General features: G+C 47.6%; 13 protein-coding genes. 2 read left to right on the top strand and 11 right to left on the bottom strand.

What is annotated here, in order from left to right:
- Positions 1-37: 37 nt before the first annotated feature.
- Positions 38-271 carry a hypothetical protein gene (locus FD28_RS07540; protein WP_057734195.1) on the top strand — a complete coding sequence of 78 codons (234 nt, stop codon included), beginning with the start codon at positions 38-40 and terminating at the stop codon, positions 269-271.
- On the opposite strand, the gene FD28_RS07545 is transcribed toward FD28_RS07540, so the two are convergent.
- Positions 268-1071 (bottom strand): chitosanase, encoded by an 804-nt coding sequence (locus tag FD28_RS07545; protein WP_057734198.1) that lies wholly within the window; start codon positions 1069-1071, stop codon positions 268-270. The two genes, FD28_RS07540 and FD28_RS07545, sit on opposite strands and share 4 nt — an antisense overlap.
- Before the next feature lie 199 nt (positions 1072-1270).
- Positions 1271-2677, bottom strand: a complete 1407-nt coding sequence (locus FD28_RS07550; protein WP_057734200.1) for an MFS transporter — start codon at positions 2675-2677, stop codon at positions 1271-1273.
- Between the two features lie 252 nt (positions 2678-2929).
- On the opposite strand from FD28_RS07550, the gene FD28_RS13345 reads away from it, so the two are divergent.
- Positions 2930-3103, top strand: a complete 174-nt coding sequence (locus tag FD28_RS13345) for a hypothetical protein (protein ID WP_169788496.1) — start codon at positions 2930-2932, stop codon at positions 3101-3103.
- Between the two features lie 57 nt (positions 3104-3160).
- On the opposite strand, the gene FD28_RS07555 is transcribed toward FD28_RS13345, so the two are convergent.
- The 9 genes from FD28_RS07555 to FD28_RS07595 all read right to left on the bottom strand — a co-directional run bounded on the left by FD28_RS07555 (position 3161) and on the right by FD28_RS07595 (position 14749).
- Complete coding sequence (locus FD28_RS07555; RefSeq protein WP_057734201.1) at positions 3161-4411, bottom strand: hypothetical protein; 1251 nt, start codon at positions 4409-4411, stop codon at positions 3161-3163.
- A gap of 224 nt (positions 4412-4635) precedes the next feature.
- A complete protein-coding gene (gene uxaC, locus FD28_RS07560) occupies positions 4636-6099 on the bottom strand; it encodes a glucuronate isomerase (protein WP_057734203.1) in 1464 nt (487 codons plus the stop codon).
- 48 nt (positions 6100-6147) lie between these two features.
- Complete coding sequence (locus FD28_RS07565; protein ID WP_057734205.1) at positions 6148-7731, bottom strand: tagaturonate epimerase family protein; 1584 nt, start codon at positions 7729-7731, stop codon at positions 6148-6150.
- 70 nt (positions 7732-7801) lie between these two features.
- Positions 7802-9286: a glycoside-pentoside-hexuronide (GPH):cation symporter gene (locus tag FD28_RS07570; protein WP_057734207.1), complete on the bottom strand. Its 1485-nt coding sequence runs from the start codon at positions 9284-9286 to the stop codon at positions 7802-7804.
- A gap of 227 nt (positions 9287-9513) precedes the next feature.
- On the bottom strand, positions 9514-10521 hold the full coding sequence (locus FD28_RS07575) for a LacI family DNA-binding transcriptional regulator (RefSeq protein WP_057734209.1): 1008 nt from the start codon (positions 10519-10521) through the stop codon (positions 9514-9516).
- Positions 10522-10709: 188 nt separating this feature from the next.
- Positions 10710-11663: a sugar kinase gene (locus tag FD28_RS07580; RefSeq protein ID WP_057734210.1), complete on the bottom strand. Its 954-nt coding sequence runs from the start codon at positions 11661-11663 to the stop codon at positions 10710-10712.
- A 16-nt stretch (positions 11664-11679) separates the two neighbouring features.
- The gene (uxuA, locus tag FD28_RS07585) at positions 11680-12747 is read right to left on the bottom strand and encodes a mannonate dehydratase (RefSeq protein ID WP_057734212.1); all 1068 of its coding nucleotides are present in this window, start codon (positions 12745-12747) and stop codon (positions 11680-11682) included.
- Positions 12748-12811: 64 nt separating this feature from the next.
- Complete coding sequence (kduI, locus tag FD28_RS07590) at positions 12812-13657, bottom strand: 5-dehydro-4-deoxy-D-glucuronate isomerase (RefSeq protein ID WP_057734214.1); 846 nt, start codon at positions 13655-13657, stop codon at positions 12812-12814.
- 387 nt (positions 13658-14044) lie between these two features.
- Positions 14045-14749, bottom strand: a complete 705-nt coding sequence (locus tag FD28_RS07595) for a GntR family transcriptional regulator (protein ID WP_083478146.1) — start codon at positions 14747-14749, stop codon at positions 14045-14047.
- Positions 14750-15096: the final 347 nt, after the last annotated feature.

The following is a 15096-nucleotide window of genomic DNA, read 5'->3' on the forward strand; positions in this document are numbered from 1 at the left end:
GTCACCGTTACTTAGCCAACCTTGCCGGAGGAATGCCATGAAAATGACCCCATTCACTCACCTTCACGCCCATCCAGAATTCTTGCTTAAGCGTGTTATCCAGACCAATCATCCCTTGGAAGTCGCTATCTCTGATCAGCAAAGTGTTGTGGTTCTGAGTAAGCAACGTTATGAACAACTACTCGAATTAAACTATCTGTGGGCGGCTGGTTCCTTGCCGCAGGCCCTTCAGCAGGCCCAACTGACGGCTTCCAACACGCCACAAACTTAGTTCAAATGATAGTGATCCCCATACATCTGCCAGCGCAACGGCCGTTTTAGTTGATAATTCCCTGCCTTAATCAGTGCTCGCTGTGTCTCTAGCCGTGAGAGATCTTTATGGGCAGCCTCCGCCTTCATAACGGGCGTTCGCGCCTTTAAAAAGGCCTTCAGGTACTCTGCTTGGTTACCACCCTGACGCGGCGCACGCGCCAATTTTAGCGCGTGCCGCCGAATGCCCCCAAAGCTGCTGGCATCATTTCCCGGGCCATGTACCACGATGGCATCATAGTAAATGTACTGTCCCAAAGGACTGAGACCATCCTTCTTGGCCGCTTTCAGAACTGGCTGCATGTACTGGTCATTCAAAATTTGATCTTCCGCTCGAACCAGCTGGCGCGTCTTAGCAGCACGGCGCCAAGCCCTAACAAATTGTGGACCTAATCCCCGATGAGAGGCTGTGCCTTCAACCCGCTTTAGGGCGGGTAAATAGCGTCTCAACCCATTGTGATGGGGTTTCAAGCGCACGTAGTGTTGGATAACTTGCCGTAGATCACCATTACCCGAAGTAAAACCAATAATGCCGGCGGTATAGCCACGACCATCCCCAATATCTTGAATATAGCCGTATTGTTGGCGATAATTTGTGGTCGAATTCTCAGCACTCGCCACTAATGAAAAGGTTGTCGCTCGCAACTGTCCCGTCTTAATCGTCTGTTGTGAACGGTAACCTGGCGCCACTGATCGTAAAGAACACCCCGCTAAAGTTAGTAAAACAACCCCTGTTAAAATCCAGCACAATCTTTTCCACATCATGTAAGTCCCCTGAACGTTTTTTTAGGATACCACCGGTTAGCTTGTCCACTCTCTATACCCCAGGCACCCTCTTTTAATTCAGCATACCAGTAACCCCCGCGAGAAACCACCGTTGTCTGATCCCCATCATGATAACCCACCGGATCACCACCTAAAAACGGGGCGTTCGCCCATCAGCCAACACCCCGTGATCTCTTTATTTATCTGTTTTTTGATAATGGAACACAATCGCATACAACCCAAAGTTTAGAATGCTTAACGTTAAAATCAAGCCAAACGCTAACTGACTTCCCAGAGCCGTTTCTCGTGCATAGGACATCCCGCTCACTTTAACTGAAGACATCAATGCCGCCAGGATCGTCGTTCCCACCGAACCGGCGAACTGTTGCCCCGTATTGTAGATGGCATTGGCATCCGCACGTTGACTAAAATCAACTTCCTTCAGCCCATTGGTCATGGTATTTCCAAAGGCCATCGAACGACCAATACTGAAGATAACGTAGAGCACCGCGATAATCACCACACTGAGTCGTTGTCCCATCAGCGTAAAGCCGGCCGCCGCGACCAGGAACAGGCTGCTTCCCAGTAAGATGGGGAGCCGCGCACCGTGTTCATCCAACAAATGGCCGAACCACGGTTGTAAGATTGCCGTTACCAGGCTTCCTGGCAGCAACATCAGTCCCCCGAATAGGGAGCTCGCGCCAACTACGATCTGCGCATAGTTGGGCAAGGCAAAGTTAATCCCAATATTACAAAATTGCAGAATCACATAAGCGATAAAACTAAAGGTAAAGACGGGATTACGGAAAATTTCCAATTTTAATAATTGACGGTCACTGTGCTTAGCTACCAGAATGTACCCCGTCATCATGACGATCGCTAATAACAGACCACCGAGGAATTGCCAGCTCAGCCACCCCGCTGCGGTCAGACTGTTAAGCCCCATGGTGAAACTGACAAAAGCCACCGCTAACAGACTAAACTGCAGCCAAACGAAATGGACCTTTTTTACCGGCGAGAACTGTTTAATGGCTCCCACACCCAGTAGTAGAATCAGTGCCTCCACTGGTAGTGTTGACCAGAAGATCAACCGCCAGTTTCCTAGCGAAGCCATGATCCCCCCAAAGGTAGGCCCACTAGCTGGGGCAATCATCAGGATCAGCCCGGATAATCCCATATAAAAGCCGAGACGAGAACGGGGAACACTTTCCAAAACCACATTGAACATCAGGGGAATAGCAATTCCCGCACACCCCGCCTGAATTAAGCGTCCCAGCAATAGGATCGGAAAATTGGGTGCGAGCGCACAAATTAGATCGCCTAAAATGAAGAGGGTAGCCCCTGCTATAAATAATTGCCGATTCTTAAATCGCTGCTTTAAAAAGGCTGACGTAATCATCAATAAGGCCACCATTAACAGGTAGCCTGTTGTAATCCACTGAACGGTACTCAACGAAACATGCATCGTTCGCATTAAGGTTGGGAAGGTTACGTTCATGGAAGTTTCTACCAAAATCCCCAGGAAGGCCATAATTGCGACGGCAAAAATCGCAATTAAGTTCTGTTTTGAAATTTTGTCTGGGTCATTTTGCACTTGCGTCATTTGAACATCTCACTTTCTTACGATAACTCGTTACCTTCTATCATACGCACCTTTACAAAAATTTTCATGGGAAAGTTGCCATTAAATCGGTTGCAGAAAGCCTTTTATTCCGGGCTTTTTTCAAAAATATGAAATAATTTATGATGAAAGCCATTACATCAAGTTTTGACCCTTGACTTTGTTTTCAGAAAATCATACGATGTTCACGTGAACAAATGAGAAGAGAAGAAAGAAAAAAGGGGTATTTATATAATGCGTGTATTTAATCGAGTTTTAGTTGTTGTTGCTGCTGTTGCTGTTTTAGGTTCTGGTGTCTTTGCTACCCAAGCCGTCGCATCTACGACTAACGACAATGCAGCGACCCAACAATCATTATCACAGGCTTACGCCCAACTAGTTCAAAAGCAAACTGAACCTCTTAAGTAGGTCAGACAAGACGAAAGCTCTCCCAAATCTGGGAGAGCTTTTTTTCGTCCTTCAAAGTTAGTCGATAACCGCGGCCCCAACCTCAGACTGCGTCATAAACTCCTTCATCCGTGAAATCATATCATGAATGACCACCCGACCCACTTGAACTTCTTCGGTCGTACCAATCATGTTAAAGCCCAGGCTCAGCTGACCCTTAAACGTGCTGCAAGCCACCTGGAACATCGGTGCGTAACGGAAAGACCCCGTCATTAAGCAATTCGTCACCGTGTTTTCGGCAAAGGTCAGCCGCGTATCGTCAATGATACCAAAGTTAGTGAAGGCAATGGCCCGGACGTGGTAGTTGGCTTCCACGATTTCTTGAAGTTTTTTAATGGGTTCCGTTTGGTACTGTGCCATCAAAGAACGAACTGAATCCAAGAACTGGTCGCTGTCCTTTAAACGTTGCATTTCAACGTGCATCTTCTGCACGGAAACGGAAACGGCTTCATCCTGGGGTGAATGAATGGCCGGATTAAACCGGGCCGTGTGATTAGCAATCCGCAATGCCGCGGGCTCTTCATCAATCTTTTGCCGCATATCCGTCGGGCACGGAATCGCCAATTCATCGCCACCCCGATCAAAAGCCTGGACCGCCTTACCAAAGGTGGTCAGCAAGACATCATTAACCGTCACGCCCTGGGCATGTGTCGCATTAATCAGGCTACGCGTGAGATCCGGCGTCAACCGCCACCCACTAACCGTAGGACGGGCCGTATCCGCCGTTGCGTTCGTCAACTGTGGCAATGCCAACGGCTTCGCTGGATGATCCACGTCCCCGCGCTTGGCAGAGGCTGGATGCTGCTTCAGTAATGCTTTCAGCCAGTCCAGATTGACCACATTTGTCACCCCTGCAATAGCAGCGGCCCCCTGACTGTAGCATTTACTTAACAGGTAGAGATATTGCTTAAACCCACTGCCGTCAGTCAGAATATGACTCATGGTGATGGTCAACCGACTCCCGTTACCGGCCGGTTGCAACACGAACCGGACCTGGGCATCCTTTTCCCAGTCCGGCGTGGCATCTAGCTGCGCATCGACGGGCACAACTGTTACCACCTCTCGGCCATCCTTAACCGCTGGTTGCCAGCTATTGTCACTCATCTCGTAGCGACAGAAGAGTTCGGGAACTACCTTCGCCGTTAAATTAATGGCCTTCACTAATCGGTCCTGGTCCAGCGGATCGCTAAAGGTCAGCTGACAACGGATAACGGGATAGAGTTGGTCAAACCCAATGGTATGCAAAATATTCAACGGATTTTCATTCATAAGTATCTTATTCCCCTTTCACGAAAACGGATTCACAGTTTAATTTTAGGCATTCCTGACGCGGACGACAAGTGATTTCTCCAACCTCGAGTGGCCCTCATCAAGTGACAGCCTCATGATTGCTGACCAGCACCTTAAGCCATCCCACCTAAAATTCTCATGGTAAACAAAAAGCCGCGCAGGACTCCCATACGGAAGTTCATGCGCGGCTTTTCTCGTTCGTCCTAGTTCTTAACCGTCAGCTTGCCGAAAATTTCGTCAGGCGTCTTGTCTGGGAAGAACTTGAAGAAGTTGTAAGCATTGTTGTAGCAAATGTTTTGAACAACCTTCCCCAACATTTCTTCATCGTCAGGTACTCGGCCTTGTTCTGCTAAGTTACCGTAGAAGTTGCAAAGTACACGACGGAAGTATTCATGACGTGGGTATGACAGGAAGCTCCGTGAGTCAGTCAGCATCCCAACGAAGTTAGGCAACAGACTTTCTTCGGCGAAGACCCGCAACTGTTCGTTCATCCCTTCGGCAGTATCATTGAACCACCAGCCGGCACCGAGTTGTAAGCGTTGCTTGCCGCCTTCTTGGAAGGCACCCATCATCGTTGCTAATTGCATCCAGTCATTGTCATTCAAAGAGTAGAAGATCGTCTTTGGAATGTCATGAGTGATCTGCATCTTAGTGTATAATTTGGCAATTTGGTCAGCAATATCAGGTTGTGTCCCAACGGCATCATAACCGGTATCAGGCCCTAATTTGTCGAACATTGGCCGATTAAGGTCACGGATAGAGTTGATATGGAATTGCATCGTCCAATCAAATTCCTTGTTCAACTTCATTAAGTTCTCCAGTAAGGCAGTTAAGTATTGGTCAACTTCCTTAGCTGACAATTCTTCGTTGTTGACACCCTTATCAAAGATCGCGTTCAGCTCGCTGTCTGAAGCTTCGATGAAGTGATAAGTTAACAGAGAATGGTCAGATAGACGGCCGCCCATTTCATTAAAGAATTCAAACCGTTGCTTAACCGCATCGATCATCGTCTTGAATGAAGTGATCTTGACACCAGAGATGTCGCTCAATTCCTTCAGGTAGTCAGCGAAACCATCACGATCAACTTGGATCAACTTGTCAGGACGCATAGCTGGTAAGGTCCGGAAGCCGTTTTCAGCTTCAGTTTCCTTCAACAGTTTGTGGTAGTGCAAGTCAGAAGCAGGGTCGTCAGTCGTGCAGACCGCCTTAACATTAGAGTTCTTGATCAAGTTACGAGGCTTGAAGGCATCCGTTTGGAGTTCAGCATTTGCTTTCTTCCAAATGTCTGGTGCGGTCTTGCGGCTCAATACTTCATCAATGTGGAAGAAACGCTTGAGTTCCAAGTGGGTCCATTCGTAGAGTGGGTTCCCCAAGGCACTTTCGATCGTTTCAGCCCAGGCCAAGAATTTCTGATATTCGTCGCCGTCACCGGTGATTAATTCTTCAGGCACCCCATTGGTCCGTTCTTGACGCCACTTGTAGTGGTCACCGTAAACGCCTTCGTTTAACCAAATCCGCGTAATGTTAGGGTAGTTCTTGTTTTCATAGATTTCCTTTGGGTTCAAGTGACAATGGAAGTCAATGATTGGCATACCCTTGGCATAGTCGTTGAAAAGTTTCTTGGCCATGTCGTTGCCGAGTAAGAAATTGTCGTCCAATAAAGCCATCAGGATATTCCTCCTTATAGAGTTGAACTAATTAGCCGTTAACTAAGATTAGTCTTCGTTGATTTTTGGTTCGTACTTAGCTTGAACTTCAGCCTTGGACTTTGCCAAACCTTGGAGTAAGTCGAGGTGTTCTGCGATGTGAATGTTCAAGTACTTGTCGTACAGGTCTTGGTGTTCCTTCAAGATCTTGAAGAACTTGTCACGGTAAACGTACTTGTAGCTCTTTTGAGCGTTCAAGAGTGAACCGTACATCGTGTGGAGAACTTGACGTGAGTCATCGCCGTCAAGCAAGCTCATAACGTTGGATTCGTTGATGGTTTCTGGCTTTGGCGCAGTACCATCGGTTTGGGCGTTGAAGACGTAGAATGAAGCAACATCATCCAAGTTATCGTAAGCAAACTTGTAAAGTTCAACCATAAACTTAGGATCGACATGGGCAATAACACGGAGAGCTTCCAACCAGTTAGTCCCAGCGGTCTTAACGTGCCAGCCGTGTTGCTTGGAGATCCGGCCAATGATTTCGTAAACGGAAAGCTTGTCGGAACCAGAGTGAATACTCAACTTGTAGCCGAACTTTTCAGCAATAGCTTCGTGAACCACGTATTCACGTTCGAAGCGCTTAACATCACCGATGTAGTCAATAGCCTTCTGGAATTCACCGTAGAACTTAGGTGCGATGGTTTCAGGTGTGATGCCTTCACGATGTAATTCGTTAGCAAAGAAGTAGTGGTTTGCAGGCGTCGTAGGAACAATCGTTTCATCCATAGAAATTTCGAAGTCCAAGTTGTAAGGTACGATGAACTTGTGGTAGATGAAGATAGCGTACTTAACAGCTCCATAGAAGATCAGAACTGATTCTTCAACGTCACGCTTCGTGAAGTGAACGGAAGCATCGTCACTGATTTGGAACGTCTTGTCTAAGTAAGTCTTGTTGAAGCGTTCTACTAAATCATCATCCAAAGCGTTGAACTTCGTGTCCAATTCTTCGTCAGAGAACTTAGCAACTTCGTTATGAATCTTTTCAGTTGCATCCAAAGTAATCATGGTGCAGCCGGCCTTAACGGCGTAGTCAACTTCGTGAGGGTTCTTAACGTGGTCACCATCGTCAACCCAGCCATCAGTGTAACCTTCTTCAAAGACAGCCCAGCCGGCATCCAATAAGACATCGGTTTCGGTACGGTTCATCAATAGTAATTCACGAATGGATTGTTGTGCTAAGACAGGTACAATGCCCCGGCCCTTGAACAAACGTAAGTGAGCGTTAGAAGCGTTGCCTAACCGGTCACCTAAACCAAAGGTGTACTTGTAACCATGACGAGAAGTTGGCTTGATCCAAGCAAAGCGCTTAGCAAGTGCACGCCAGTTGGTTTCGTTTAAATCACCAGTGATTAAAGTCTTGTTGTGGTCAACGATGCTTTCCTTGGCGTCAAAGTCCTTGACGTCATCGCGATCTTCGTAAACAACCAAAGTCTTGGCCGTTTGCTTGTTAACGGTTTCATGTAAGATGAAGTAGACGTTGCGGCGGTCCACTTGAATTGAAGGTGCGTATACTTCTTTATCTGATAAGCTGTCGTAGTTTCCTTGGGCAGCAATAATCTCATAGACATCTGAAACTAACTTTTGTAAGTCCATTGATATAACCCTCCATAAATGTAGTCTGATAAAGTTTTTAAAAACCGTGATCCCAAATTAATTAGTATGACTAGTTCTTATCCTTGTCGGTAGCTTTGCTTTCACCGATCTTGCCGCCTTCCCAACGACCATGGTCAAGGTCATCGGCAATTTCACCAAAGCGCTTGTCATCCAGTTTGTATAAGAAACCGATTACAACTGCGGCAATGATTAAGCAAAGGCCAGGATACAACGTCATAGCGGCCTTGATACCATTTAAGGCACGAGGAGTTTGCGTTGCGTTGGCAACGTAACCCGTTAAGGCCAAGACACCGGCACTAACTAAAGCAGCCAGTGATTGTGCAATCTTCCGTGAGAAGTTAAATGCAGCGTATGTAATAGCTTCTTTACGGACACCTGAACGCCATTCACCAAAGTCAATCGCGTTGGAAACCATGGCCCAAGTAATCCCGTTTGGAATAGCTAAAGCCGTGTAACCAATGGTAACTAAGACGATGAACGTAATCACGTTCGAAGGTAAGAAGTAGTTCAACAGGTTAGCCACGGCACCAACAACGAAACTCCACATTGCGGTACGCTTCTGACCAAAGTGCTTAGTCAATGTAGGAATCATGAAGACCCCAACGATTGAGCAACCCATCATAATAGCGTTGATGATTGGCTGAAGGCCGATGTTACCCAAGTTGTACTGTGCGTAGAACACCATCATTTGGTTGTTCGTGTTCATAGCAGAAATGGTAAACAACGTCATCAGAATCAAGGCACCTAAAGGACCGTTCTTAAAGATAACTTTGATGTAGTCTTTAAAGCCTTCCTTTTTAGCGGCCTCACCAGTTGCCCGGTGAACCTTAACATTTTCCTTGGTTCCAAAGTAACATACGGCGAACATCGCAACACCAATGAGTGCAAAGACTGCGGCTGCCCAGAAGTAACCGTGTTCTTCTTTAACACCAGTGTTCCCGTTAGCGATCAAACCCATCAAAGGAATGAAGGCAACCCCGGCGATGAATTGGGCACCGACAGAACCAACCTGACGAGAAGTCGCCATGAAGCTCCGGTCTTGCGAATTCCGGGACATAACGGAAGCTAAAGATCCGTACGGGTCATTGGTAAATGAATAAACCAGGCCCCAGATCATGTAGGCAGCATATGCATAGATGATCTTTTGGACGCCGGTAAGACCAGATGGCATCGTAAATGTTACGACGGTCATAATCCCTAAAATGATGGCTGAAATCATCATGACCGGACGGAACTTCCCACGTTTACCGATATTCTTCCGGTTATCAATTACTGAACCGGCAATTGGATCCATAAACGCATCGAAAATCTTGGTGAAGGCGAAAATCCCAGCGACCGCTCCGGCACCGATACCACACGCATCGATCCAGAACTTGGTCAGGTATGCCTGCCCAAGGTCAAACATGAAGCCGTTACCAAAGTCCCCAAACCCATACGCAATCTTCTCACGTGTAGGAATCCGTTTGGAGGAGTCATTCATCATTTCTCCCTCTTTAACAGCAGGTTTTGGACTTGTTGCTGCTTCTTCGCTCATTTGAGCACCTCCTTGAATCTACATCACACCGTCAAACGAAATCGCTTACAATTTTGATACACACGTTAACACAAATCGCAACGCGGCACCGTTATTGCTCGTCGGTTTCCACAATAGATGTTAAACGTCAGAGCTTTAACAACACATTAGTAAGCGCTTTCCTTTAACAATGTCTATACTATCACAAAGTCATGCACACGTTAACAATTTTTTTGATAAAAAAAGGATTATTTTCGTAAATCCTTTACAGAATCCCGGACTATCAACGTTGGGACGATTACTTTTTTTATAGGATCGGTCATTGAACCATCCAATAATTTCGTCAAGGCATCGATTCCCTCTTGGACGATATCATCGGTTGGTTTACGAACGGTCGTTAAACGTGGCACCAAGTATTTAGCATAGCTCATGTCATCATAGCCAATGATTGAGATGTCATCCGGAACGGCGTAGCCCAAGTCCTGGCACGCCCGCACGGCCCCGGCTGCCATATCGTCATTAGAGGCGAAGACACAGGTCGGCGTCTCAACGGCCCCGAGAATGTTCCGCATGGCCTCATAGCCGCTGTCTGGCAGGTAGGTCCCCTGTTGGACCCATTCCGGTCTAACCGTCGCGTCGCTGGCCGCAGTGACGTCCATAAAGGCCCTTTGCCGGTCATGCGTGGATACAAAGTCAGTGGCCCCCTTGATCAAGCCAAATTTTTCATGACCCATCCGCACGGCATATTCCATTAATTTACGCGCACCCAAATAATCATCCGTCGTAAAGTTCGAGACATCCTCACGACCGATCTTCCGGTTCAGAATCACGACAGGCAAACCGCGTTCAATCATCATGTTAATAAAGGCGTCATCATTGGTACTCTGACTAACCACAATAGCCCCATCATACTGATGCCGGCTAACGGCACTGCTGCCATCCAGAGCTTCAATGCTATCAATAGAGATGGAGTAGCCGGCTGGCAAAGCTTCCTTCGAGCGGTTGATCACGTCCACCAAGAAACTTGGTGACGTCCCCGTATCTAGCTCGGAGAAGAAGATCCCAATAATGAATGACCGTTTCTCGACTAATCCCTTAGCATTAATGTTGGGGACATAGCCCAGATCGTCCGCAATCTTACGGATCTTCCGCTTTGTTTCTTCTTTGACTAAGGGACTATCGTTCAATGCACGTGAAACCGTGGTATGTGAGACGTTAGCGCGCTTAGCAATTGTTAAAATCGTTACCTCTTCCAATGTATTGCCTCCTTGTTACGATCATCAATTGCTCGATTCTCTTTTTTGGCAGCTGTGCCGGCTAACTTAAGCACGCCTTGGACTTTCTAAGGTGTCGACGTTATCTGTTGAACAGCTGATAAACCTACTATAACAAAACCGCCGACCAAATACATTGTTTTCGGCCGACGATTTTTATCATTTTCTATTTATGAATGGTCTCGTAAGAATTGGTCTAGTTGTGGTCTTGTGGGATAACCATCGTTGTCACCCGGACTCTGAACAGCCAATGCACCAATGGCATTAGCGCGTTTCAAAGCAACGGGTAACGACTGATTTTCCAACAAACCGGAAATCAATCCCACAGCGAACCCATCCCCCGCACCCACAGTATCAATGACCCGTGGTACGGTAAAACCAGGCACGGTAAACTGCCGGCCATCCGCCAACTTCGCGAAGGCCCCGGCCGCGCCCATCTTGATGATTACGGCCTTCGTCGTCACCCCTTGTTGCAGGTAGAAGTCCGCAATGGCGGCGGGGTCTTGCAACCCCGTTAAGGTCCGCCCTTCGCTCAGCCCCGGCATGACAATGGTCCCATAGCGAGCCAAATCATTAGTCACCCGGATCATCTCCGCCTGTGAGCGCCAGAGCGTGGGCCGCAGGTTGGGATCAAACGTCACGGGAATCCGGTTATACACCAGATCCGCGTTAAGCTGGCGATAAGCCGCCAGGCAATTCGGCGAAAGCGCAGCGAAGATCCCCGACAGATGGGCGAACCGCACGTCCGCTAGATTCACGGTCTGTAAATCCTCGGGTTGATAGTTCGCCGCCGCCGAGCCTTGGCGAAAGTAAGCCACGGCCGGATCACCCTGTGTGACCCGCTGTTTCAGGTAGAATCCCGTCGGCAACCCCGGTTTCGTCAGCATGGCCGCATCGGCCACCCCATCGGTCCGTAAGACTCGCCGCAGATACACCCCAAAGGGATCGTCACCGACCGCCGACACGTAGTCCACGGGGTGCCCGAGACGGGCCATCCCGATGGCCACGTTTAATTCCGCGCCAGCAGAAAATTTCTGAAATTGTTGGGCCGTTGCCAGATCAACGTCACTCTCCTGAGCTTCGAAGACCACCATCGGTTCCCCAATCGTCAGTAGTTCACCCATCTCTCACACCTCCTACTTAGGACTTGGCAATCGCTTCCCACAGTCCATTCAGGTACGTCAGACCCAGCGCCCGATCGTAAAGACCGTAGCCTGGACGCCCGGCCTCGCCCCAGATATCGCGACCATGATCGGGTCGGATGACCCCATCAAATCCGGTATCGTGAAGAGCTTTCATAATCGCAAACATATCTAGTGAACCTTCACTAGACAGATGCGCCGCCTCACGGAAGTCTCGTCCGTTCCCCGTGAACTTGATGTTCCGGGCATGAACAAACGGCACCCGTCCTTGGACCACGAATTCTCGAATAATGGCGGGAATATCGTTATCTGGATTTTCACCCAGACTACCGGTACAGATGGTAAAACCATTAGCTAAAGAAGCATTCATAGCCACGATAGCCCGCATGTCAGCGGCATTTTTGAAAATCCGTGGTAGACCAAACAGCGGCATCGGTGGATCATCGGGATGGAGGGCCATCTGGATGTGGCACTCCTCGCAAACGGGGAGAATCGCATCCAAAAAGTATTTGAGATTAGCTGCCAAACGCGTTGCGTCAACGTCGGCATAGGCCTTGAAAAGTTGTTGCACCTTGGCCAAGCGCTCTGGTTCCCAACCGGGAAGGCTAAAGCCATTGTCACCGCTTTGGATCTGTTGGATCAACGCTTGCGGATCCTCTGCCGTGTAGCGTTCCTGAAACGCCAACGCCTTAGAGCCATCCGCCAATTCAAAGTGTAAATCGGTCCGAATCCAATCAAAGATCGGCATGAAATTATAGCAAATCGTTTTAACCCCAACTTGTGCAAGGTTGCGAATGGTCTGTTGGTAATTTTCAATATAGTGGTCCCGTGTTGGCAACCCAATCTTAATATCATCGTGGATATTAACGGATTCAACAATCGTAAACTTCAGCCCCGCCGCTTCGATCTGCGCCTTCAAGGCCTTGATCTTGGCTAACGGCCATACCTCGCCGACGGGCACATCAAATAGTGCGCCAACAACCTGTTTGGCTCCCGGAATCTGACGAATATCCCGTAGTTTAACGGCATCTTCGTCAGGGCCGTACCAGCGAAATCCCATTTCCATCTCTTGTTCTCTCCTTCTAGTCACAATCAGTCACGTTACGCCGGACGGGCAAGATGCCCCCGAATTAACGCAAGTCGTTCATGGCTACTTGATCCATGTCATCATAAGTCTGGTTTTCACCACACATCGCCCAGATGAAGGCGTAGTTGGTTGTCCCAACCCCACAGTGAATGGAGTAACTAGGGTTAACAACCGCCTGATCCTGTTTCATCCAGATGTGCTTCGTGTTTTCGGGGGTCCCCATGAAATGAGAAACCCGCGTGTCCGCTGCGCCAAATTCACAGTAGAGGTAAGTTTCCATCCGCCGCGCGTGCGTGTGGGCAGGCATCGTGTTCCAAGAGTTACCGGGTTCCAGCACCGTGTAGCCCATTTGTAACTGACACGTCTGCATCGTTGAAGCATCAATGTACTTGTGGATAACCCGCTTGTTCATGTGTTCTTGGTCACCCTTAGGCATCGCAATCGCATCCTTGTAGACTAACTTCTTGTTGGGATACGTCTTGTGAGCCGGCGTAGAAACCACGTAGAACTTAGCTGGCGTGGTAGGGTCAATGGAATTGAAGACCACGTGCTTCGTCCCCATGCCAATGTAGAACCCGTCATGTGGCGCGATAGCACTCTCTTCACCATCAATCGTCACGGTCCCGGCACCACCAATGTTAATGAACCCTAATTCGCGGCGTTCCAGGAAGTAGTGAACGCCCAGTTCCTTGTCCAGCTTAATTTCAAGCGGACCGTTAACTGGGGTCACCCCACCAAAAATCATCCGGTCGTTATAAGTATACGTGAGTAAAATATCGTCAGGACTAAAAATCTTCTCCATCAAGAATTGTTCACGCATCTGATCCGTATTGTAATGGTCAATGTCTTCGGGACTGTGTGCGTATTGCGTGGTCATATTGAATGCCATGATATTACCTCCATATAGTAGTTTTTAACCAACTAATGAATGCTCTTTCTCCTCTATGCATCTCACATACCAGTTTAGCACATGCTAGCGGAAATTCCCCCTCATATATCACAGGCTTAAAAGCGCTTTACAATGAGTGACTGACCTTCTTGTAACAAGTTTCACGTTCATTACAGTCTGTGAGGCCTCTTGAAAAAGGGCCTAGTAGGCGACGCGACAACGTTAGACGCTTGCCCGTCGTGCTTGGCGTGTAAACGCATTCATTTAAAAATGTTAACGTGTTCATTATAGTGATTTCCCACCGCGATTGCTAGTCACTAGTGCCCCACTCTCGCCACAAAAAAATCGCCATCAATGGTCAATACCATCAACAGCGATAGAAACGACTTAAATATCCAAATCCGTTTGATCACTTGGACTGACGTTCATAAAGTATCCCGGAAACTTATCCAGCAAGTACTTGCGCTCCTGTAACATGAGTCGCAAGTGAGCCGTTGTTTGGAACCGCACGTCTTCCAGGTCGCGACGGTAAACCACGTCCAGCAAGCTTTCGTGCTGTTGCAAGATGGTCTGCCAATTAAGCGCATTGACCTTTAGCCGAATCCACCGGAACCGGTTCAATTGCATATTAACCGTCTGCAACCAATCCCAAATATTGTCCCGACCCGCAATCGTATAAAATCTGTGATGGAAGGCCTCATCGAGATCAAAAAAGGTATCCGGATCGCCCTTTTGAATCGCAACTGCTTGTTCCCGTAAATTCACCTTTTGCTCACGATACGCCGCATCCGTCATCTTAGCTGTAGCTTCCAGCATAATCTCAACTTCAACATTTTGCCGCACAAAGCGTGCATCCTTTGCTTTTTCCATATCAATCTGTGAAATATACGTCCCACTCTGGGGAATCACATCGATCAGCCCATCCCGCTCAATCCGGATAATGGCCTCACGAACCGGTGTCCGTCCTATCCCTAATTCTTCAGAAATCGTCTTCTCAGAGATTTTCTGTCCCGGGATAAACTTATTATGCATAATCCGGTAGCGAAGCTCAGAGTACGCCTCATTTCGCATATTCTTCGTCATTTGTTGCATCTCAACTACACCTCCTTATTTCGCCGTCAATTTACTTGTATATTAGTTTAACACAGGTCCTCCGGGTTTTCCCTTGATTTTTTGTGAAGACCTAAACTACTACCATTTAGGTAAAACGATAAACCTCATTTATTACCAGACTTTCCGCGGCATTCAATTTTAGTAAATTTAATTGATATCTTATCATTTTACTAACATACTAATGACACAGTTTTATTTCGTCTTATAGACATTGAATAACATTTTGTTAATTAAAAATCAATTGATTCTTCCAAGAATTGGATGATCGGTCAAGACCAATTTTGATAAAACACCAACTATTTTAACCTATATAGAGTAATCGTTAA

Origin of the sequence: Levilactobacillus hammesii DSM 16381 (genome assembly GCF_001434395.1) — a bacterium.
GTDB lineage: Bacteria > Bacillota > Bacilli > Lactobacillales > Lactobacillaceae > Levilactobacillus > Levilactobacillus hammesii.